The organism is Actinocorallia sp. A-T 12471 (assembly GCF_033875155.1).
GTDB lineage: Bacteria > Actinomycetota > Actinomycetes > Streptosporangiales > Streptosporangiaceae > Actinocorallia.
In genome coordinates, this window is record NZ_JAWZTE010000018.1 from 68,016 (window position 1) to 89,506 (window position 21,491).

At 71.2% G+C, this 21,491-nt stretch carries 17 protein-coding genes, 1 tRNA gene and 1 pseudogene; 8 read left to right on the forward strand and 11 right to left on the reverse strand.

Annotated elements, in window-relative coordinates:
- The first annotated feature begins 9 nt into the window (after nt 1–9).
- Together R9X44_RS33385 and R9X44_RS33395 are read left to right on the forward strand one after the other, a co-directional pair.
- Nucleotides 10–978, forward strand: coding sequence for a chlorophyllase (locus R9X44_RS33385; protein ID WP_319818366.1), 969 nt, complete (start codon nt 10–12; stop codon nt 976–978).
- A gap of 338 nt (nt 979–1,316) precedes the next feature.
- Complete coding sequence (locus R9X44_RS33395) at nt 1,317–2,054, forward strand: SDR family oxidoreductase (protein ID WP_319818367.1); 738 nt, start codon at nt 1,317–1,319, stop codon at nt 2,052–2,054.
- Nucleotides 2,055–2,089: 35 nt separating this feature from the next.
- Here the strand turns inward: R9X44_RS33395 and R9X44_RS33400 are convergent.
- The 4 genes from R9X44_RS33400 to R9X44_RS33415 form a co-directional block, all read right to left on the reverse strand.
- A tRNA-Ile gene (locus R9X44_RS33400) sits at nt 2,090–2,163 on the reverse strand.
- Nucleotides 2,164–2,253: 90 nt separating this feature from the next.
- Nucleotides 2,254–3,228 (reverse strand): glycoside hydrolase family 26 protein, encoded by a 975-nt coding sequence (locus tag R9X44_RS33405; protein ID WP_319818368.1) that lies wholly within the window; start codon nt 3,226–3,228, stop codon nt 2,254–2,256.
- Complete coding sequence (locus R9X44_RS33410) at nt 3,225–4,748, reverse strand: glycosyltransferase family 39 protein (protein ID WP_319818369.1); 1,524 nt, start codon at nt 4,746–4,748, stop codon at nt 3,225–3,227. The genes R9X44_RS33405 and R9X44_RS33410 overlap by 4 nt, the downstream gene beginning before the upstream one ends.
- Nucleotides 4,748–6,313 carry a glycosyltransferase family 2 protein gene (locus tag R9X44_RS33415; protein ID WP_319818370.1) on the reverse strand — a complete coding sequence of 522 codons (1,566 nt, stop codon included), beginning with the start codon at nt 6,311–6,313 and terminating at the stop codon, nt 4,748–4,750. The genes R9X44_RS33410 and R9X44_RS33415 overlap by 1 nt, the downstream gene beginning before the upstream one ends.
- A gap of 1,012 nt (nt 6,314–7,325) precedes the next feature.
- Between R9X44_RS33415 and R9X44_RS33420 the strand changes: the two genes are divergently transcribed.
- Nucleotides 7,326–8,663 (forward strand): dipeptidase, encoded by a 1,338-nt coding sequence (locus R9X44_RS33420; RefSeq protein ID WP_319818371.1) that lies wholly within the window; start codon nt 7,326–7,328, stop codon nt 8,661–8,663.
- A gap of 72 nt (nt 8,664–8,735) precedes the next feature.
- Here the strand turns inward: R9X44_RS33420 and R9X44_RS33425 are convergent, their stop codons facing one another.
- Nucleotides 8,736–8,927 carry a hypothetical protein gene (locus tag R9X44_RS33425; protein ID WP_319818372.1) on the reverse strand — a complete coding sequence of 64 codons (192 nt, stop codon included), beginning with the start codon at nt 8,925–8,927 and terminating at the stop codon, nt 8,736–8,738.
- Nucleotides 8,928–9,117: 190 nt separating this feature from the next.
- Here R9X44_RS33425 and R9X44_RS33430 point away from each other — a divergent pair.
- From R9X44_RS33430 to R9X44_RS33440, 3 genes and pseudogenes are all read left to right on the forward strand, one after another.
- Nucleotides 9,118–10,539: pseudogene (locus tag R9X44_RS33430) on the forward strand (circularly permuted type 2 ATP-grasp protein); the annotation flags it as partial.
- Between the two features lie 113 nt (nt 10,540–10,652).
- Entirely contained in the window at nt 10,653–11,600 is a 948-nt protein-coding gene (locus tag R9X44_RS33435; RefSeq protein WP_319818374.1) for an alpha-E domain-containing protein, read from the forward strand.
- Between the two features lies 1 nt (nt 11,601).
- A complete protein-coding gene (locus R9X44_RS33440) occupies nt 11,602–12,444 on the forward strand; it encodes a transglutaminase family protein (RefSeq protein ID WP_319818375.1) in 843 nt (280 codons plus the stop codon).
- Nucleotides 12,445–12,541: 97 nt separating this feature from the next.
- On the opposite strand, the gene R9X44_RS33445 is transcribed toward R9X44_RS33440, so the two are convergent.
- Nucleotides 12,542–13,297, reverse strand: a complete 756-nt coding sequence (locus R9X44_RS33445; protein ID WP_319818376.1) for a neutral zinc metallopeptidase — start codon at nt 13,295–13,297, stop codon at nt 12,542–12,544.
- A 152-nt stretch (nt 13,298–13,449) separates the two neighbouring features.
- Complete coding sequence (locus R9X44_RS33450) at nt 13,450–14,613, reverse strand: ROK family transcriptional regulator (protein WP_319818377.1); 1,164 nt, start codon at nt 14,611–14,613, stop codon at nt 13,450–13,452.
- An 85-nt stretch (nt 14,614–14,698) separates the two neighbouring features.
- On the opposite strand from R9X44_RS33450, the gene xylA reads away from it, so the two are divergent.
- Together xylA and xylB are read left to right on the forward strand one after the other, a co-directional pair.
- Nucleotides 14,699–15,844, forward strand: a complete 1,146-nt coding sequence (gene xylA / locus R9X44_RS33455) for a xylose isomerase (RefSeq protein ID WP_319818378.1) — start codon at nt 14,699–14,701, stop codon at nt 15,842–15,844.
- Nucleotides 15,841–17,217: a xylulokinase gene (gene xylB / locus R9X44_RS33460; protein ID WP_319818379.1), complete on the forward strand. Its 1,377-nt coding sequence runs from the start codon at nt 15,841–15,843 to the stop codon at nt 17,215–17,217. The genes xylA and xylB overlap by 4 nt, the downstream gene beginning before the upstream one ends.
- Here the strand turns inward: xylB and R9X44_RS33465 are convergent.
- The 4 genes from R9X44_RS33465 to R9X44_RS33480 are packed head-to-tail and all read right to left on the reverse strand — an operon-like array spanning nt 17,193 to nt 21,425.
- Entirely contained in the window at nt 17,193–18,494 is a 1,302-nt protein-coding gene (locus R9X44_RS33465; RefSeq protein WP_319818380.1) for an adenylosuccinate synthetase, read from the reverse strand. The genes xylB and R9X44_RS33465 overlap by 25 nt on opposite strands.
- 6 nt (nt 18,495–18,500) lie before the next feature.
- Nucleotides 18,501–19,466, reverse strand: a complete 966-nt coding sequence (locus R9X44_RS33470; protein ID WP_319818381.1) for a hypothetical protein — start codon at nt 19,464–19,466, stop codon at nt 18,501–18,503.
- A gap of 37 nt (nt 19,467–19,503) precedes the next feature.
- The gene (locus R9X44_RS33475; protein ID WP_319818382.1) at nt 19,504–20,646 is read right to left on the reverse strand and encodes a molecular chaperone DnaJ; all 1,143 of its coding nucleotides are present in this window, start codon (nt 20,644–20,646) and stop codon (nt 19,504–19,506) included.
- Complete coding sequence (locus R9X44_RS33480) at nt 20,643–21,425, reverse strand: NUDIX hydrolase (RefSeq protein ID WP_319818383.1); 783 nt, start codon at nt 21,423–21,425, stop codon at nt 20,643–20,645. Before R9X44_RS33480 ends, R9X44_RS33475 begins: the two co-directional genes overlap by 4 nt.
- Nucleotides 21,426–21,491 lie beyond the last annotated feature (66 nt).

Genomic DNA, 21,491 nt, shown 5'->3' on the forward strand with positions numbered 1-21,491 from the left:
AAACACGCCATGCCTGAGTGGACTTCCGTCGCCGACACCTACCTGCACCCGTCCGCCCCGCCCGTGATGTCGGTCAGCCCCATCACGCTGACCGTGCCCGGACGTCCCCTCGACCTCGAAATCCGGGTCTCCGCGCCGATGACCGGCACCGACCTGCCGGTCATCCTCCTGTCGCACGGCCACGGCGGCGCCTACGGCCTGTCCTCGCTCGACGGCTACCTCCCCCTCGCCAAGGTATGGGCGGCCCACGGCTTCGTCGTCATCCAGCCCAACCACCTCAGCGCCCCCAGGCTGAAGCACCTGGTCGGGGACAGGCCGGAAGCGCCGCTGTTCTGGCGTTCGCGCGCCGAGGACATGAGCCACATCCTCGACCGGCTCGACGAGATCGAGCGGGTCGTGCCGCAGCTCGTCGGGCGCGTCGACCGCACCAAGGTCGCGGTGGCCGGTCACTCCCTCGGCGGCTTCACCGCAGAACTCCTCCTCGGCGCGCGGATCACCGACCTCGACACGGACGAGGAGGTGAACCTCCTGGAGCCACGGATCACGCAGGGCGTGCTGATCGGCGCGACAGGCCGGGGCGGCGACGCCTTCGACGGGTTCGCGGCCCCCCAGGTGCCGATCTTCCGCACCATGGACCTCACCACGATGACCACGCCCGCGCTCGTCGTCGCCGGCGACAAGGACGACTCCCGGCACTGGACGACCATGGGGCCGGACTGGCACGCCGACCCGTACCACCTGGCCCCCGCGCCCAAGACCCTGCTCACCGTCTTCAACGGCGAGCACCTCTTCGGCGGGATCCAGGGCCACGACAGCGTCGAGACCTCCGACGAGAGCCCCGACCGCGTCGCCGCCGTCGCCGAGTTGACCGCCGCCTACCTGCGCACCGCGTTCGACCCCGACAACACCGCCTGGCAGACGGCCCAAGACACCCTCACCACAGGCCCCAACGCCCTCGGCCACATCAAATCCAAGTAACCGAAGACCGAGCGACCGCGCTCGCTCGGGTCTGCTCACTGAGGTGGCGCTCGACGTTGTCCGTCGGTTCTTTGAGACGAACGTCATCGGGCCGATCGCGCTGACCCAGGCGCTGCTGCCGCTGCTGCGCGAGGCACCCGCGGCGCGGATCGTCAACGTGGGGAGCTCCGGCAGCTCGCTCACGCTTCCAGGGTACGAAGACCGTGGAAGAGGGCGCACGGCACATCGTCCGGATGGTCCTCATCGGACCCGACGGCCCGACGGGCACGTTCTCCGGCGACGACGGCCCCGTCCCCTGGTAACAGCCCGAACATCAGCACCATTACGTAAGGATCTCCATGAATCACCCCATGATCGCCCTGGTCACCGGTGGCAACAAGGGAATCGGCCGCGAGATCGCGGCGCAGCTCGCCGCACTCGGCCACACCGTCCTGATCGGCGCGCGAAGCGTCGAGCGCGGTGAGGAGGCCGCCGCCGACCTGCGCGCGGCGGGCGGCGACGTCACCGCCGTGGCCCTCGACGTCACCGACCCCGCCTCGGCGTCCGCCGCCGCCGAGACCGTCCGGTCCCGCTTCGGCCGCCTCGACGCACTGATCAACAACGCAGGCATCAGCCACAAGCCCGGGGCCGACTTCGCCGGGCAGCTGCCCCGCTCGGCCGACGTCGAGCACGTCCGCTACGTGTTCGAGACGAACGTGTTCGGCGTCATCACCGTCAGCGGCGCGTTCCTGCCGCTGTTGCGCAAATCCGACAGCCCGCGGATCGTCAACGTCTCAAGCAGCGCAGGCTCACTCGCGGCGATCTCCGACTTCGCCAACGGCGACCCCATCGCGCTGGGCTACGTCGCCTCCAAGACCGCGCTGACCGCGGTGACCTTGATGTACGCGCGTGACCTCGCCGCCGAGAACATCCTCGTCAACGCGGTATGTCCGGGATTCGTCGCGACCGACCTCAACAACCACCGCGGCGTACGCACACCGGCCGAAGGAGCCGCCTCGGCCGTCCGCATGGCCACGATCCCGGCCGACGGACCCACCGGCACGTTCACCGACGACAACGGGCCCGTCGCCTGGTAACGGCGGCGCACACCGCCACGGCGGAGGGGGAAGGGTGGGGCGGGTGGGGCTCGAACCCACGACCGGCGGATTATGAGTCCGCTGCTCTGACCGGCTGAGCTACCGCCCCCTGCCGACCCTCAGAGTCTAGAGGCCCTCCGGCCCCCGAAGGGAGGCACTCCCCGACATTCGCGCTGCCCGCACGCCCCCGCCCGCGGCCTCATCCGGCCTTGCGCGGATCGAACCCGAAGATCGGGTCCGCCACCGCCTCCCGGAACGCCGTCAACGACGCGGTATCCGACTGCACCCGCCAGTCGTGCTCCTTGTTCAGGTTGAACCACACGACGCCGAGCAGGTCCTTACGCGACTTGATCGCCTGGTACAGCTCGGCGATATAGCGCGGTTTGTCGGCGCTCGGGGGCGAGGCGGTCTCGGGGAACAGGACTGGCCGCTTGGTGAACTTGCGCAACGCGGTGAGCGACGGCCCGAACAGCTGGTCGAAGCTGCGCGAGTCGTTGCTCCACTCGAAGTAGCCGATGGGGCCGACCCAGTCGACGTAGGCGTCTCCGGGCCAGTAAGGCTGGAACTTGTACTTGCCGCTGTTGCTCGGCACGTTGGGGCTCCACAGCCAGATGACGTTGGTCGTCCCCTCCTTCACGAACAGGTCGTGCAGGTGCCTGTGCGCGGCGAGGAAGTCCTCAGGCTCGTTCTTCTTGGTGCCCCACGGGTACCAGTTGCCGTTCATCTCGTGCGCGAAGCTGAGGACGAGCGGGATGTCGAGGTCGCGGACGGCCCGCGCGAACCTGACGACGCGGTCGTCCTCGCTGCCGTCGGCGATCGCGCCGAGGCCAGTCTCGAACGGCTCCCACACCAGCAGGCTGACGATGCCCTGGTCCCAAAGGCCCTTGACCTTCTCGACCGGGTAGTCCTCCTTGAAGTCGGTGTAGAGGGCCACCATGTTGGGCTTCTTGCCGGCGGCGTTGGCGAACTTCTTCAGCGCCTTGGCGTTGGTGCCCGCCCCCTCGTAGGTGACGCCGAGGAACTTGTTCTTGGGCCGCAGCAGGGGCCGGACGTCGTAGGGGGCGGTCTGGACCTCGACCTTGGCGTTCGGCGGCGTGGACATGGCGGTGCCGCACGCGCTGAGGGAACCGGCGAGCAGCAGCCCGAGTGCGGCGGCCGCGGCGGTCTTTCTCATCGGTATTTCACCCAGATCTCGTAGTCGCCGCTGTCGTCGTAGCTGTGGTCGAACCTCGCCCGCAGCCGGTACCGTCCGCCGTCGACCATCTCCTTCTCGACCGGCTCGTTGATCTCGGGCGCGGCCTCGGTGTCCAGCACGATCAGGTCGTACTCGCCCTTGCGCACCGCCTGGGCGTCGGCGAGTTCGCCGACGTCCGTCCACTGGGCGGGGTCGGTGGCGTCGCGGCCGAGCCCGTAGACGATCGTCTGCGGCTCGGGAGCGAGGTACTTGCCTTCGGCCTTGACCTCCGTGCGCAGGAACGCGATCAGGTTGTCGGTCTGCGGCCATGCCGTCATCGCCGACAGCGCCTGCCCATAGCCGAAGGTGAACAGGATGATCCACACGAGGATCGGGTACTGCGGGCTGGCGAAGTGCGCGCCGAGCATGCGGGACATGCCGAGGCCCGCCATCGGCGTCGCAAGGGCGAGGCCGATTCCGACGTGCCGGATGAGCGAGCCCTCGTCGGTGCCCACCACGCTCTGGTACAGCGTGAGGACGACGGCCGGGAGCGTCATGGAAAGGCTGATGAGCAGCCTCGCGCCCTTGCGCGGGCCGCGTACCTCGGCGCCGGGTATCTCGCTCATGGCGGCGGTGCGCCAGAAGCTGAAGCAGCCGAACAGGGCGGTCAGGACGTAGAGGCCGCCGTAGGCCGTGGCGTCGTAGAGGATCGTTCCCGCGCCGGCCTCTCCGGCGTCGGCCCCGCCGGACAGCGCGGTGCCGAGCGCGTCGCTGAGCCCGCCCGCGACGACGAGGAACCCTGACCCGATGAGGATGACCAGGAGCAGGCCCGCGGCTCTGGCGGCGGCGCGTCCCGCGCCGACACGCGGGATGACGACGGCGAAGGCGACGCCGACGACGGCGGGCAGGAAGATGCCCGAGCCGAATTTGACGGCGAAGGCGAGCACGCCGAACAGGCCCGCGAGCGCGACGCTGAGGACGGCGCTGCGGGAGAAGCGCACCGTCGCCCAGACGGCCGCCACGAGCAGGAGCAGCGAGAACGCGTCGTAGGTGGCGATGTTGCCCAGGAACGCGGTCGGCGCGGCCACGGCGAAGACGCCGGCGCCGAGCAGGGCGGGACGCACCCCGAACAGCTGCCGTGTGGTGGCGTACAACAGCGCGTTGGCGGCGAGCACCGCGAGGAGGCTGAGCGCGCGCGCTCCTTCCAGGCCGAAGCTCTGCTCGGCGAACGCGGCGAGGAACGGGTAGAGGAACGGGGCGCCGAGGACGACCGGGAGCCCGGAGGCGTCCGTGCCGTCGAGCCGGGCGGCCCCGTTGAGCAACAGCGTCGCCTCCTCGGGGGAGGCGGAGTTGCCCAGGCGCAGGGTGAGGACGGCCTGGAGGCCGAGCACGGCGAGCAGCGCCAACCGGGACAGGTTCTCCCGCCGCTTGCCCGGCCGCGCGGACCACGCCACCTTCGGCGTGACGGGCAGGACGTAGCGGCGCGGAGGGTCCTGCCGGGTGATTAGCGGACTGCCCATTACAGCGCGGCCACCTCTTCCTCCTCCTCGGGGGCCTGCGGCTGGACGATCGCGCGCAGCACGATCGCCAGGTGCAGCAGGCCGGTGCCGAGGACCATGATGAAGTTGATCGGGCCGAGTTCCACCGAGCGGAACAGCGCGAGGCCGACCCAGAGCACCGAGGTGCTGAGGCTCCAGCCGATGAGCGCGATCCACAGGCGGCGGATCTTGCTCTTCTTCGCGCCGCCGCCGGTCGGCTTCCAGCCCATCTTGCGGCCGCGCAGGATGTCGGTGATCGCGAAGAAGTGCGCCCAGCCGTAGAGGATCTGGACGGCCCACGCCTCGATCCGGTAGGGGCAGCGGTGCCAGGCGGGCAGGATGATCGTCTGCCGGATCAGGCTCGGGATGAACCAGACGAGGTGCGTGGCCATGAAGAGCTCGGGGCCGACGATGAGCATCGTCAGCGGCAGCAGCGGGCCGACGATCGTGAACAGCGCGGTGTGCACGTAGTAGAAGAAGCCCGAGAAGTAGGACATGCGCGTGGAGAAGCGCATCTTGTGTCCCCAGAACTTCTTGCTGCTGAGCAGGCTCATCGAGCCCATGCACCAGCGGTACTGCTGGTTGAAGAAGCCGCCGAGGTTGTCGGGGCACACGCCGGCCGACAGCGCCATCGGCACGTACTTCAGGGTCCAGCCGAGGTTGCGCAGGTCGAAGCCGGTGTGCACGTCCTCGGAGTGCTCGATGAGCGTCGTGCCGCCGTTCTCGGCGAGGGCCGCGCGGCGGTAGACGGCGCAGGTGCCGACGCAGATCGAGGCGTCGACCGACTGCCGTGACACCTGCGCGGACCGGTAGAAGAACTCCTGGACGGCCCCCGCGCCGCGCTCGATCCAGTTCTGCTCGTCGAGGACGCGGAAGTACTGCGGCGTCTGGACGATCGCGATCTTGGGGTCGTCCTCCATGTACGGGAGGATGTGGTCGAGCATGTCCGACCGGGGGACGAAGTCGGCGTCCAGGATGAGGATGAAGTCGCCGTCGGACCTGTGGAACCCGAACTGCATGTTCCCGGCCTTCTTGAACCAGCCGCGGTTGGGCCGGACGGCGTACCGGAAGCCGAAGTCGGCGGCCATCGCCTCGTAGTCGGGGTTGGCCGAGTCGTCCATGACGAACGGGACGACCTTGCCCGGGTAGTGCATGGCGAGTTCGCGCACGTGGGTCCACGTGTTGTGCAGGACCTCGATGGGCTCGCCGCACACCGGGAGGAACACGTCGACGCTCGGGTACTGCTCGGGCTTCCAGTTGCGCACGAGCCTCGTGTGCTTGACCCGGTCGAACGGCTTGGAGAACCAGTCGATGCGCACGCCGACGAGGAAGTAGATGAGCGTGAACACCATGAACGGGATGAACGCCCACGCCCAGTCGATGGTCTGGGCGAACTTCACCTCGCTGACGAGGATGCAGGCCATGCTGATGCCCGACGTGATCGTCAGGATCCACAGGTGCCGCGCGGCGTAGGACTCGCGTTCGTCGTCGGTCGGCGGCTGGGGCAGCAGCTTGGAGTCCGACACCGGCGGCGGGGCCTGGCGCACGACGCGGCGCGCCCTCGACTTGCGCGCGGACGGTGGGACGGGCTTGCGCGGGGGCTGGGGCCTGGGTGGGGGCGGGGCCGTCGGGAGGGGGGCCGGGCCGGTGTGGACGGGGGCGGCGAAGCGTTGGGTGGCGGCCTGGGGGGCCGGCTGGGCGAAGTGCTGGGTGGGGGGCTGGTGGGTGGGCGCCTGGTGGGGGAGTTGCTGGGTGCGGGCCTGGGGTGGGGTCTGGGCCGGGGGGCGGGGGAGGGGGGAGGTGCCGGTGTGGCGGGGCTGGGGTTGCTGCGGTGGGGCGGTGGGGCGGCGGGGGGCGCCCAGGGGGGGTGCGGGGGGCACGCCCGGCTGGCCCGGGGGACGGGCGGGGCGTGGGTGGGGTACCTGGCCGGTGGCCTTGTCGCCCGGGGGTGTGCGCTGGGGGAGGGCGTCCGGCCAATCGACGAGGGTCTGATCTGGTGCACCGCTGTAGTCGCGGTCATACCAATCGTTCAAGGCGGGGTACTCCGTAGGCGCAGGTCAGGCGGGGTCACGCTGGGAATCATCGAATTTTAAGCCGCCCAAGAGTGTGAGATGTCAACTTTTCGCCTACTGCGCCGCGAATGGTACTTGCATTAGTGGATATTTAGTGATTGATCCACTCCGCAGGGGAGTCTGCACAGGTGGGAGCCGCTGTGTCCGGCTCCGGGGTGGGTGCGTAGCACCCTGTGACGGCGCGGCGGAGGGGAGTTCTCCACGTGGAGACCTGGAGGTGGCGGGGCTGTTCTCGACAGGTCGTTGTGCGGACAACTTCGTGACGTGTTTCACTCCGCGCCGAGCTCACGGCGGCCTGGGGGCCCGGTGGGGGCGGTCCCCGAACCATCGCTGGACCAGGGGTTGCATGCCGTGACCGATTCTTAATGAAAGAAACGTGTCGGGCGTCCCGGAGGTTCCCCGGCGAGGGATGTGACGGGTTGTGATCGCCCGGGTCGGCGTGGGGCATGCTCGGGGGAGTGACGGACGGAAGCAACGGGAGGGGAATGTGGGCGCGGAGTTGAGTGCGCGGGTCCGGGGGCTGATGGGCAGGGCGAGGGACGACCTCGCGGAGCTCGTGGCGTTCCGCTCGGTCTATGACCCCGGGCAGTACCCCGAGCAGGAGTGCGTGGCGGCGGCGCGGTGGGTGGTCGACGCGTGCGCGGACGTGGGGCTGACGGAAGCCGGGCTGCACGAGATGCCCGATGGTTCGGTGACGGTGGTGGCCCGTAAGGCGGCTCCCGAAGGCAAGCCGACGGTATTGCTCTACTGCCACTACGACGTGCAGCCGCCCGGAGACGAGACCGCGTGGCTGACCGACCCGTGGCACCTCACCGACCAGCCGGACGGACGCTGGTACGGGCGCGGCGCGGCCGACTGCAAGGGCAACCTCGTCATGCACCTGACGGCCCTGCGCGCGCTGGGCCCCGACCTGCCTGTCGGGGTCGTACTGGTCGCCGAGGGGTCGGAGGAACAAGGCGGCGCGGGGCTCGAGGACTTCGTCCCCGAGCATCCCGACCTGACCAGGGCCGACGTGATCCTCGTCGCGGACTGCGGGAACGTCGCGGTCGGGGAGCCGACGTTCACCCGGACGCTGCGCGGCACGGTCAACGTCGTCGTGGCGGTGGACACGTTGCGCGGGCCCGTCCACTCCGGCTCCTACGGCGGCCCGGCCCCGGACGCGCTCGTCGCGCTCATCCGAATCCTCGACTCGCTGCACGACGACGAGGGCAACGTGACGGTCCAGGGCCTGGAGTCCGGCCAGACGTGGGACGGCGTCGGCTACCCCGAGGGCCGCTTCCGCGCCGACGCGGGCGTGCTCGACGGCGTCGCGCTCACCGGCGGAGGGAGCGTCGCCGACCACGTGTGGGCGCGGCCCGCGCTGACGGTGCTCGGCGTGGACTGCCCGCCCGTAGCGGGGTCGGCGGCGGCCGTGCAGGCGCACGCGCGTGCGCGGCTGAACCTTCGGGTCCCTCCCGGCACCGACGGCCAGGACGCGCTACGGCTGCTCACCGAGCACGTGAAGGCGGCGGCCCCCTGGCAGGTGAAGGTGACGGTCGAGCCGGAGGCCGTAGGAGAGGCGTTCAGCGCGCACACGGGCGGCCCGGCGTACAACCTGATGAGCGGGGCGTTCAAGGAGGTGTTCGGGAAGGAGCCGGTGAGCCAGGGACAGGGCGGGTCGATCCCCCTGTGCACGGTCTTCCAGCGCACGTACCCGGACGCGGAGATCATGCTGTTCGGCGTCGAGGAGCCCGCGTGCCTCATCCACGCGCCGAACGAGAGCGTCGACCCCGCGGAGATCGAGCGGTTCGCCCACGCCGAGGCGCTGTTCCTCAGCTCCCTGTAGCGGGCCCGACGGCCGCAAAACGCGAATCCCCCGCGCGCCCGGAAGGGCGGCGGGGGACGGGTCACGCAAGGATCAGATCTGGGTACGCCGAGGATTGGCGGTGTTGGTCGGCCAGTTCGCGAGAGCCGCGGCCACCTCGTCGGCGGCGGTGTTCTCGGTGGTCTCCTCGGGCACGGAGGCGGGCTGATCGGTCACGGTGTTCCTCAACTCGGCTTGTTCGACGGACGGCTCGCCGGTCGAAGCGGGGACCGGTTCAGTCGTCATGGAAGACCGTCTTTCAACGGGGCAGCGATCTTACCACTCCAGGATATCCGGACATTCCGTACGGTCATCATGCCTAAGCGTGGGTGAAACCGGCCATATTCCCAAGTAACCGGGCGAAACAGAGCAAGTTGACACGAGTAGGGATCAAGCTTCACTCGCCTGAAACAGACGCGACTTACCGTACCGAGGCATGGCGGACATCTTCGATGACTATCAGCCCGCGGCGGCCTGGGACGAGATGTTCGAACGTGCCGGAGTGCCCCGGGCGGCCTACGGGCCGGTCCTTGCGGCGCTGCAACCTCTGGACCCGGCCGAGCTGCGCTTCCGGGCCGACCAGCTGGCACGCGTCTTCACCGACCGCGGCGTCACCTTCGACTACGCGGGGGAGGAACGGCCCTTCCCCCTCGACCTGATCCCCAGGGTGATCGACGCGCTGGAGTGGCCCACCCTGGAACGCGGCGTCCGGCAACGGGTTCTCGCCCTCGAGGCGTTCCTCGCCGACGTCTACGGCCCCGGAGAGATCTTCAAGGACGGCCTCGTGCCGTGGCGGCTGATCTGCTCGTCCGCGCACTTCCACCGCGAGGTGAGCGGGCTCACGCCGCCCAACGGGGTACGCGCCCACATCTCGGGCATCGACCTCATCCGCGACGAGGACGGCCGCTTCCGCGTCCTCGAAGACAACGTCCGTACTCCGTCCGGCGTGAGCTACGTCATGGAGAACCGGCTGGCGATGACCCGTACGTTCCCTGGCCTGTTCGCCGAGCACCACGTCCACCCTGTGGACGAGTACCCGGCGAGACTCTTGGCCGCCCTGCGCGCCGCGGCCCCCCGCGACGTGGCGGACCCCGTGGTGGCCGTCCTCACACCCGGCGTAGGCAACGCCGCGTACTTCGAACACACCCTCCTGGCCCGTCTGATGGGCGTGGAACTCGTGGAAGGCCGCGATCTCATCTGCGCGGGCAACCGGGTCTACATACAGACGACGCAGGGACGCCGTCCCGTACACGTCATCTACCGCCGGATAGACGACGAGTACCTCGACCCCCTGCACTTCAACGCCGGAAGCGTCATCGGCTGCCCGGGCATCGTCAACGCCGCGCGGGCCGGGAACGTCACCATCGCCAACGCGGTCGGCAACGGCGTCGCCGACGACAAGCTGATCTACACCTACGTGCCCGACATGATCCGGTACTACCTCGGTGAGGAGCCCGTCCTGGCCAACGTCGAGTCCTACCGCCTCGACGACCCCGACAAGATCGCCTGGGTCCTCGACCGGCTCGACCAGCTCGTACTCAAGCCGGTCGACGGCGCGGGCGGCAAGGGCATCGTCATCGGCCCGCACGCCGACGCCGCGACCCTCGACGCGCTGCGCGCGAGCGTCACCGCCGACCCGCGCGGCTGGCTCGCCCAGCGGCCCGTGTCGCTGTCCACGGTCCCGACGCTCACCGAGCGGGGTCCCGGGCCGCGTCACGTCGACCTGAGGCCGTTCGCGGTCAACGACGGCGAGGACGTGTGGGTGCTGCCGGGCGGCCTCACCCGGGTGGCGCTGCCCGAAGGGCAGCTCGTCGTCAACTCCTCGCAGGGCGGCGGCTCCAAGGACACCTGGGTGCTCGCCGCCGACCGTGGCTCGGCCCAGGCCCCGGAGGAACCGCCGATCCCCCTGCCCCGCGCCTTCGCCGACGTCACCGTCCCGCAGGGCGGGCCCGCGGAAGGAGCACAGCAGCAGTGAGCACAGGACTGCTCAGCCGCATCGCCGAGACCCTTTTCTGGATCGGCCGCTACGTCGAGCGCGCCGACGACACCGCGCGCATCCTCGACGTCCACCTGCACCGGATGCTCGAGGAGCCGTCGGCCGACGTGGACGCCGGATGCCGCGCCCTGCTGGCGATCCTCGGCGTGCCGCCCGGCGACGACGCGCGCATCGACATCGGCACGGTCCTCGCCAGGCTCGCCTATGACGACGCCACGCCCTCGTCCATCACCGGTGCGCTCCAGGCCGCCCGCACAGGGGGCCGCAGCGTACGCGAGGTCATCTCCACCGAGATGTGGGAGTGCCTGAACGTCGCGTGGCACGAGCTCGAAGGACGCCGTCGCGCCGCCGAAAGGCTCGGCCCGCATGCGTTCCTGCGTTACGTCAGGGAAAGGGCCGCGCTGTTCTCCGGCCTCGCTGACGCGACGATGAGCCGCGACGAAGGCTGGCACTTCCTTGTGCTCGGCCGGAGCCTGGAAAGAATCGACATGACGGCACGGCTGCTTTCGCTGCGCATGCCGTCGGCCTCCTACGCGCCGGACTGGTCGATGCTCCTTAGGGCCAGCGGGGCGGACGAGTCCTATATCCGCACCCACGGCGGCACAGGCGAGCCGCGTCTTGTGGCGTCGTTCCTGATGCTGGACAGGCTGTTCCCCCGGTCGGTCCTGCACGCGCTCACCCTCGCCGAGGATTGCCTTGCCGTTCTCGACCCCGATCCAGCGCGCGCTGGGTTCACCGACGCCGCACGCCGTCCGATCGGGCAGCTGCGCACCCGCCTTGAGTACACGGACACCGCGCTTCTCCTCGAGCAGCTGCCGGAGCTGCTTACGGCGCTGCAGAACACCTGCGTGCGGGCCACCGAGGCGGTCGCCGACAAGTACTTCCAGTACGCGCTGCCCGTCGCGTGGGAACAGGAGGGCTGACATGGGCTGGCGACTCCAGATCACGCACACCACGCGCGTCTCCTACGACGGCGACGCGCGCGCGTCCTACAACGAGGTGCGGATGGCGCCCTTGACGCTTCCCGGCCAGACCGTCCTTGGCAACCGGCTCACGATCGAGCCGCACGTGCCCGTCTGGTCCTACTGGGACTACTGGGGAAGCGAGGTGTCTTCCTTCGACCTCCAGGCCGCGCACCACTCCCTCGTGCTCGTGGCGCGCAGCACCGTCGAGACGAGCGAGCCGCCTCCCTTGCCGGACTCGCCGAGTTGGAGCGAGCTCGCCGCCTGCGTGGAGAGCCTTCGGCTTGAGGAGTACCTCGCGCAGACGCCGCGCACCGAGCTGTCGCCGGAGCTGGCAGGGCAGGTCCGCGCGCTGGTGCGGGGGGCCGAGCCGCACGAGGCGGCGATGCTGGTGTCCGGCTGGGTCCGCGACCGCGTCGCCTACGTGCCCGGCGTCACCGGCGTGCACACCGGCGCGCAGGAGGCGTGGGAGGACGGCAGGGGCGTCTGCCAGGACTTCGCGCACCTGACCGTCGCGATGCTCAGGGAGCTCGGACTGCCGGCGCGGTATGTCTCCGGCTACTTGCACCCCGACCCGTCGGCGGCTCCCGGCGACACCCTGGAGGGCCAGAGCCACGCCTGGGTCGAGTACTGGGCGGGCGACTGGGTGGCGCACGACCCCACGAACGGCGTGCCCGTCGGGGAGTGCCACGTGACGGTCGCCCGGGGCCGCGACTACGCCGACGTCCCGCCGCTCAAGGGCATCTACCACGGCGCGCCGAGCAGCACCATGGACGTCCGCGTGCAGGTCACCAGGTTGAGCTGAACTGAACCGAGCTGAACTGAACCGAGCTGAACCGGGCTGTGCGGGGTGTCCGGCCCCTGACCCGTCTTCGGGTCGGGGGCCGGTGCCCCGCCATCGGTCAGCTCGCGTTCAGGCAGCCGACGACGCCGCCGATGCGGCCCTTGCCGAACGCGCTGACCCGCTCGATCGAGTCGCCGTGGCTGCTCGGGTCGGCCCACGGGCTCTCGTCGCCCAGGGTGGTCAGGCCCGCGCTGATCTCCGCGGTGTCGCCCGGCTCCCACTGGAGCGTGCCGTCCTGGGTCGAGCCGTACAGGACCGCGCCCGCGAGGCAGTCGGCCTGGAGCTCGCCGGCCACCGACACGAGGCTGTCGTTGAGCCGGTTCTGGATGGCGTGCGCCCACTCGTGCGCGACGACGAGGTAGATCCAGGCGTCGCCCTCGGCGTAGCCGTCGCGCATGAGGTTGAAGTCCCAGGCGACGTAATCCTCATTGATGCAGTAGTAGGCGTTCATCGCCGCGGCGAGCTCGCCGGAGCAGGTGAAGCGGTTGGGGTCGTCGCCGGAGTAGGAGCCGCGCACCGTCGGCGGCGTGTACGTGCCGGTGAAGAACTCGTTCCAGTGCGTCTTCCAGTAGGTGTCGATGACGGTGACCGCGTCATTGATCTCCTGGGTGACCTCGGCGTCGGAGAACGAGCTGTTGCCGGTCGGGACACCGGGTTGTTCGACGGCCGGGCCGTCGCCGTTCTGGGGGGCGTCGGGGCGGACCGAGGTCTCGGACGTGGGCTGGACGTTCAGGGGTTCCCCGAGTTGGAACGTACAGGCCGACGTCGCGAGCACGGCGACGAGGGAGAGGGGGAGGAGGCGCTTGAGCAGCATTTCTGTATCGCTCCGTGCGGGTCAGGGCGGGGGATCAACCGCTTACTGTGACTCCGCGAAAGCGACACCGGTTCAGTGCGCGGGGCACCTTCCCACAACCGTTGTCTTCCCGACATAAGACTGCGTTCCCGGCACAAGACAGCGTTCGCGCGTCATGCCGTGCTCCTGGCGTAGGCGGCGGGTTCGGCGATCACCCGTTGCAGCACCTGTCCCGCCGCGCCGAGGACCGCGGCGTCCGGGCCCGTCGTGGAGGCCGTCAGGGCGGGCAGCTCCGGGCGCAGCGAGGCGAGCCGTTCGGCGAGCACCTCCTCGACGGCCGGGGCGAGCCACGGGAACAGCGGCGCGTACACGCCGCCGAGCACGATCGTCCCGGGGTCCAGAAGGTTGACGGCCGAGGACAACGCGACGCCCAGGGCGCGCCCGGCGCGTCGGCAGGCGTCGAGCGCAGACGGGTCCCCGGAGGCGAGCGCGTCTTGTGACGGCAAGGCGTCCCTGCCCGCGTGGACCTCAAGGCACCCGGTCGCCCCGCATCGGCAAGGCGGCCCGTCGGAGGCGACGGACACATGGCCGAGCTCCCCGGCCACCCCCGTAACACCCCGGAAGAGCGCGCCCCCGCTGACGAGCCCGGCCCCGACGCCCGTCTCTCCCGACACGTACAGGAAGTCCGAGGGCGCGCCGCCGTACTCCAGCTCCCCGAGCGCCGCCATGTTCGCCTCGTTCTCGACGGTGACGGGCCGCCCGAACAGCGCGGCGACGTCCACGTCGCGCCAGCCGAGGTTGGGCGCGTTGTGGACGCGTCCCTTGCCCACCGGCCCCGGGACCGCCAGTACCGTGCCCGCTACAAGCAGCCCGGACGCCGCCGCGCAGGCGTCGTCGCCGAGCGCGCGCAAGGCGGCGAGGACGTCTTCGGGCCGTTCCGCGCGGTTGTCCCGGTGGATCACCTTGCGGACGCGTACGCGGCGCGTGAGGTCGACGACGCAGGCGGCCAGATAGGCGACGTTGACCTCGAGACCCAGGGCGGCCACCCGGTCGCCGCTCAGGCTGACCTCGACCCCTGGCCGTCCGCGCTCCCCGCCGGGCACGGCCGGGGCCTCGCTCACCAGGCCGGCGTCGAGCAGGTCGGCGACGAGGCGGGAGACCGTCGTCTTGGTGAGCCCGGTCAGCTCGGCGAGCGCCGCCCTGGTGAGCGGGCCGCCGCGGGCCACCTCGCCCAGGACCAGGCCGAGGTTCTGCGCGCGCATCGCGCCGTGCCGCACCGGCGCCTGCGTCGGGTTCGCGTGCATGGACTTGACGATGTCACCTCCATCGGGTCTCATTAAGTACATATTATGGACTAAATCCCCACGGGAGTCCCACCCGCCCCGGCGGCGTCCCGCCGCGACAGATCTTGAGGAGCCGCTCGTGTCCGCCTACACCCCGAGGCCAGAAGACAAGTTCACGTTCGGTCTGTGGACCGTGGGCTGGGAGGCCCGCGACCCCTTCGGCGACGCCACCCGCGCGCCCCTCGACCCCGTCGAGTCCGTCCACCGGCTCGCCGAACTCGGCGCCTACGGCGTCACCTTCCACGACGACGACCTCCTCGCGGTCGAGAAGGACCGCGCGAAGGCGATCGAGCGGTTCAAGGGCGCGCTTGCCGAGACGGGCCTCAAGGTGCCCATGGCCACCACGAACCTGTTCACCCACCCCGTCTTCAAGGACGGCGCGTTCACCAGCAACGACCGCGACATCCGCCGCTACGCGCTGCGCAAGGTCATCCGCAACGTCGACCTCGCCGCCGAGCTCGGCGCGACCACCTACGTCGCCTGGGGCGGCCGTGAGGGCGCGGAGTCCGACGGGGCCAAGGACGTCCGCGTCGCGCTCGACAGGTTCAAGGAGTCCTTCGACATCCTCACGTCCTACGTGATCGACAAGGGCTACGACATCCGCTTCGCGATCGAGCCGAAGCCGAACGAGCCGCGCGGCGACATCCTGCTGCCGACCATCGGCCACGCCCTGGCGTTCATCAACTCCCTGGAGCACCCCGAGCTCGTCGGCCTGAACCCCGAGGTCGGCCACGAGCAGATGGCGGGCCTGAACTTCGTCCACGGCATCGCGCAGGCGCTGTGGCACGGCAAGCTCTTCCACATCGACCTGAACGGCCAGCACGGGCCCAAGTACGACCAGGACCTCATCTTCGGCCACGGCGACGTGAAGAGCGCGTTCTTCCTCGTCGACCTGCTGGAGAACGGCGGCTACGAGGGCCCCCGTCACTTCGACTACAAGCCGCTGCGCACCGACATGGACGTGTGGCCGTCGGCCGCGGCGAACATGCGCACCTACCTGATCCTCAAGGAGAAGGCCGCCGCCTACCGGGCCGACCCCGAGGTGGCCGAGGCGCTGGCCGCCAGCCACGTGCCCGAGCTGGCCGTCCCGGCGCTCGGCGCGGGCGAGTCCCTGGCCGACCTGCTCGCCGAGGACTTCGACCCCGAGGCCGCCGCCCAGCGCGACCGCGCCTACACCCGCCTCAACCAGCTGGCCGTCGAGCACATCCTCGGGGTCCGCGGATGACCGCACCCCGGCTCGTCGCGGGCGTCGACTCCTCCACGCAGAGCTGCAAGGTCGTCGTCCGCGACGCCTCCACCGGCGCCCTCGTCCGCGAGGGCGCCGCCCCCCACCCGGCGGGGACGTCCGTCGCGCCCTCGGCGTGGTGGAGCGCGCTGGAGACCGCCGTCGAGCGCGCGGGCGGCCTTGACGACGTCGCCGCGCTCGCCGTCGGCGCGCAGCAGCACGGCATGGTCTGCCTTGACGTGGCGGGCGAGGTCGTGCGCGACGCGCTGCTGTGGAACGACACGCGCTCCGCGCCCGACGCCGCCGACCTGATCGCGGAGAAGGGCGGCGCGGAGAAGGGCGCGGCCTTCTGGGCCGAGGCCGTCGGCAGCGTGCCCGTCGCGTCGTTCACCGTGGGCAAGCTGCGCTGGCTGGCCCGTAGCGAGCCGGAGAACGCCGCGCGCACCGAGGCGGTCTGCCTGCCGCACGACTGGCTCACCTGGCGGATGACCGGCGCGCTCGTCACCGACCGCGGCGACGCCTCGGGCACCGGCTACTTCTCACCGGCGACCGGCGAGTACCGCACCGACCTGCTGCGCGACGCGTTCGGGACGGTCCCGCGCCTGCCCGAGGTGCTCGCGCCGCGCGCCAAGGCGGGCGAGTGGAACGGGATCGCGGTCGCGCCGGGCACCGGCGACAACATGGCGGCGATGCTCGGCGTCGGCGGCCGGCCCGGCGACGTCGTCGTCTCGATCGGCACGTCGGGGACCGCGTTCGCGGTCGCCGCCGAGCCGAGCGCCGACGTCACCGGCAAGGTCGCGGGGTTCGCCGACGCCACGGGCCGCTACCTGCCCCTCGTCGCGACCCTCAACGCCGCGAGGATTCTTGACGCGGCCGCGACCATGCTCAGGGTCCCGCTGTCCGAACTGGGCGACCTGGCCCTTTCCGCGCCTGCGGGGGCCGACGGGCTCGTCCTCGTCCCCTACCTGGAGGGCGAACGCACCCCCAACCTTCCGGACGCGACAGGCACCCTGCACGGGCTCCGGCTGGACAACTCCACGGCAGCCCACCTCGCGCGGGCCGCCGTCGAGGGGCTGCTGTGCCATCTGGCCGACGCCGTCGCCGCGCTCGGCCTGGAACCGGAACGCGTCCTTCTCATCGGGGGCGGGGCGCGTTCCGAGGCGGTCCGCAGGCTCGCGCCCGCGATCTTCGGCCGTCCGGTGCTCGTGCCGGAACCCGCCGAGTACGTGGCGATCGGCGCGGCGCGCCAGGCGGCCTGGCTGCTCGACGGCGGCGACGAGCCGCCGGAGTGGTCGGCGGCCGGGACCGTCGAGTACACCGCCGACCCCACGCCCGACGTGCTCGCCCGCTACCGCGCGGTGGCGGGCCGCTGACCGGGGACCGGGCGTCCCGGAGGGATGGACGCCCGGCCCCGCGCGGGGGCCGGTGGCCGCAGCGCGGACCCGTGGGGTGTCTTGTCGGCCGAGGTCGGGCCGTAGGACGCCAGGGCCAGGGGGAGGCGTAGGGCGGCGGCGACGTCCTCGGCGGAGGAGACCGTGCCGGTGTAGACGGGCCGGGCGGTCATGAGGGACGCGGTGAGGGACTCCTGTGCGGTGAGGTCGGCGTGTACGGGGAGTTCGGTGAAGTCCTCATACGCGGTGCACAGGCGGACGTCAGGGGCGTCGGCGTGGGTGACGGCCAGGGCGTCCGCGCCGTCGCAGGCGCGTAGCGCGTAGCGGAGGGCGACGGCGTCGAAGTGGCCCCTACGGAACGCGCCCTGCCAGGTCTTGGCAGTGTTGTGCGGTTCGGGGACGGCGAGCGCGGCGTCTTCGGTGACGAAGGGGCCCGGGCCGTGACGTGTGGCGTACTTGCGGACGACGGCGAGGCGTAGGGCTTCGGCTCCGTCAAGGAGGTCCAACGCGTTGGCGAAGGTGGTCGTGGACCACGTCGTGTAAGGGTGGAAGCCGTGGAGCTCGTCGAGCAGGACGCCCTGCGCGCCCTCGAACACCACGGGACCCTCGGCGAGGAGAAGGCGCAGGTAGGAATCCCCGACGATCTCGACCGCCGAAGCGAACGCGCGGTAGGCGGCGACGCAGTCCTCGACGGAAGGCACCTCGGCGGAGGGGAACTCGTCAAGGACCCGCGTACGCAGTGCCGTAAGCGAACTCCGCAGACGCGCAGGTGAAAGGCAGTCGGCCACGCGGGGCGCGTCGGGGTGTTCCAGCGCGTACCTAGCGGTCTCGCCCACGCCCATCCCGCACGACCCGTGCCTCGCCTCGCCCCTGGCCAGTTCCCTCGCCCGGTTGGCGGCGCGGTGGTACGGGGTCGTCAGGAGGGCGTCGCCCTCGACGGTGAGCCTTGCGAGCGCGTCCGTGACGCCCAGGGCACGCAGGTGGTCGGCCTCGGCGGCGAGCGCCAGAGGGTCGACCATCATGAAGCGCGACAGGTGGGTGCGCACGCCCGGGGTGAAGGTCCCCGACCCGAACTGGGCGAAGGTGTGGTGGCGTCCCCCGGGCGTCACCACGTTGTGGGCGGCCTGCGCGCCGCCGTTGAAGCGGACCACGGCGTGGACCGGCCGCGCGCCCTCGCGCGCGCACAGCCAGTCCACGACGGTGCCCTTGCCCGCGTCGCCGAACCCGAGGTCCACGACGACGGTGTGCGTGGTGCCCACCGCGCGCTACAGCCGGGTGGTGCCGCGCGGCACGTCGTCCGACAGGTCGAGCGGGGCGCTGGCCTTGGCGACGACGCCGCGGTCGAGCGGCGCGAGCGCCCGCGACACCGCCGCGCCCGCGGTCGAGCCGACCTCGGCGAGGTGGTCGAGCCCCTCGTGCAGGTCGATGGCGTCCTCGGCGAGGCCGACGGTCAACGCGACTGTCTCGCAGACGGCGTCCAGATCGTCCAGGAACAGCACGTTCTGGCCGAGCAGGCCGCGCCAGAACTCGGCGAGCTTCGGGTCGTCGCCGTGGAACGTCCCGGCCGGGATGATGAAGTACACGTCCCACCGCTCGGACAGCTCACGGACGATGTCCGCGACGGGGATGTCGGCCTCGATGTCGTCGCCGATGATCTTCTTGACCTCGGCCTTCTTCACCTTCGCGTAAGCCAGCTCGTCGCCCATGAGGAACAGGTAGCCGCGCTTGCGGCGCTTGTCCCAGCAGTCAGTGGCGGTGTGCCGTGCCATGAAGTACAGGGCGAGCTCGTACGACTCGGTCATCTGGCCGCCGCCTCCGCCCTCGAGGAGGATGCGGCCGAGGTCGTCGTCCATCCGGTTGTCGGACTCGAACTGGCCGACCTGGAGCGGCGCGCGGTCGCAGGTGGCGTCGCCGATCGCGCCGAAGAGGATCTGCGGGTCGGTGGCGTAGCCCTTGCGCTGGAGCAGGCCGAGCAGGCTCGGCAGCTTGGTCTGCAGCGCGCGCGGGACGGTGCGCATCGAGCCCGTCACGTCGAACAGGACGGCGACGGCCAGCGACTCGGGGTGGTCCGCGCCGTCGCGGCTTTCCCGGAAGGCGACGCCGAGGGGGTTGAGCGCGTCGTGGACGTGCCGCGCGCCGGAGTCGCTGTGCGCGAAGGCGCTCGCGCCGGTGGCGCGCCGGTAGCTCGCGGCGGCCGAGTAGACGTCGGTGGACCAGGTTCCGCTTCCCATGGTGAGGGGTCCTTTCGTGTGGAAGCCGTAAGGGGGTCTAGAGGGTGAAGGGCCGGAAGACACGCGGCCCGTACAGGCGGTCAAGGAGCTCGTCGAACTCCTTCAGCAGCGCCCACGCGTCGGCGGGGCGGCGCTGGGGCGCGGCCTGCGCGCAACCGCGTGCGAACGCGCGCATCGGCGCGGGCATGAGCGGGCCGACCAGGGCGGTCATACAGCGGGTCGCCATGAAGATGTCGGTCGCCGCCGTAACGGCGGGGGAGGGGTCGACGGCTTCCGGGGGGTAGTAGGTCGCGTAGGCGTCCACGACAAGGGGGAGCCGTCCGGGCGGGTCGATGACCGACTGCCCCCACCCGACGAGGACGAGCCCGTGCTCCGCCGGATGGATCATGACGTGGGTCGGCAGCACCGCCCCGTGGACGACCCCGGCCCGGTGCGCGACCCCCAGGGCGACGAGGAGCCTTCGCCACATCCAAGCCGCGTCGCGCGGATCGAGCCCTCCCGGACGTGCCTTGGCGACCTCCGCGAGGGTGTGGAACCCCTCGTTCCTTGACGTGATCGTGCCGCGCCTCCCGTCATGCCGGACGCTCTCGACGAGCCGCGGCACATAGGGCAGGAACCGCGGGTCGCCCCGCTCGGCGATCCGCCGCAGCGCCGCGCTCTCCCGGTCCATCAGGTCGGAGTCGCCGGGATCGCGCGGCAGCTTGAGCAGCCCCGCCGCCCCCGAGTCCTCGGTGACCTCGAACAGATCCGCGACGTCCCCGCGCGCCACCCGCGCCCCGACCCGATACGCCCCCCGCCGCGTCGTGAGCACCGTCCCACCCGTATACGCCCGCCACTTAGCCGTCAGCCGCGCGAACGCCCCGGCGTCCCCGCCCTCGTCCGCCGCACGGCACCCGCACTCCGGGCCCCGACCGTCGCCCGGCCGCTCGCGTTCCGACGCGTCGGCTGAGCCCTGCGCGTCAAAGGGGCGCCCGTGCTCCGGGCCTGAGGGGCGGGCGTCGCCCGGTCGGCCGCATCGGCAGCGCTCCGCCGACGAGGGGCGGAGTTCGCCCGGGTGCGTGGTGTCGGGGTGGAGGAGGCGGGCGAGGGCGTGGTAGCGGCGGCGGGCCTCGCGGGGGTCGGGGCCGAAGATCTCGGCGGCGGGGAGGTCGAGCAGGGCGAGGGCTTCGGCCGTGGTCATCTGATGTCCTCCTCCGTGGCGGGGCGCAGGAGCGCGGGGTGGAGCAGGCGGGCGTCCCCCGCGCGGTAGAGGCGGGCGCGCGGGCCGCCCTTGCGGCCGCCGGACGCCGTCGTGTCGCCGGTGCCCTCCACGAATCCGGGCACCGACAGCACCTTGCGGTGGAAGTTGCCCGCGTGCAGCGCCTCGTCCCAGACACACTCGTAGACGGCGCGCAGTTCGGGGATCGTGAACGTCTCCGGTAGGAACGCGGTGGCGAGCGGCGTGTATTCGAGCTTGCCGCGCGCGCGCTCAAGGCCGTCGGACAGGATGCGCGCGTGGTCGAACGCGAGCCGCCGGGTGACCCCGGGCGGCTGTGCCCCCGAAGCGCTCAGCCGAAGGGACGCGACGGGCGTCCACGCGGCGTCGGACGCGTCGCTGCCCGCGCGCGGATCGGGCATCTCGGGCCCGAAGGCGAGGTAGGCCACCGAGACGACGGGCATGCGCGGGTCGCGTCCCGGGTCGCCGTAGGTGGCGAGCTGTTCCAGATGCACCCTTCCCGGCGACCGGAGCCCGGTCTCCTCGGCGAGTTCCCTTGCCGCCGCCTGGTCGAGGTTCTCCTCGCCGACCTTGACGAACCCGCCCGGCAGCGCCCAGCGCCCCTTGAAGGGCGCCTCCCCGCGCTCCACGAGCAGGACGTGCAAGGCCCCGTCCCGGATGGTCAGCGCCACCACGTCGACCGTGACGGCCACGGCCGGGTAGCGCGAGGGGTCGTAGTCGGCGAGGAACGCTTCGTCGGTCATTCCGGGCTCCGCAAGGTTGTTCTCGGTATGAGTCATTCTCGATATGAGTACAACATAACCCGCCCC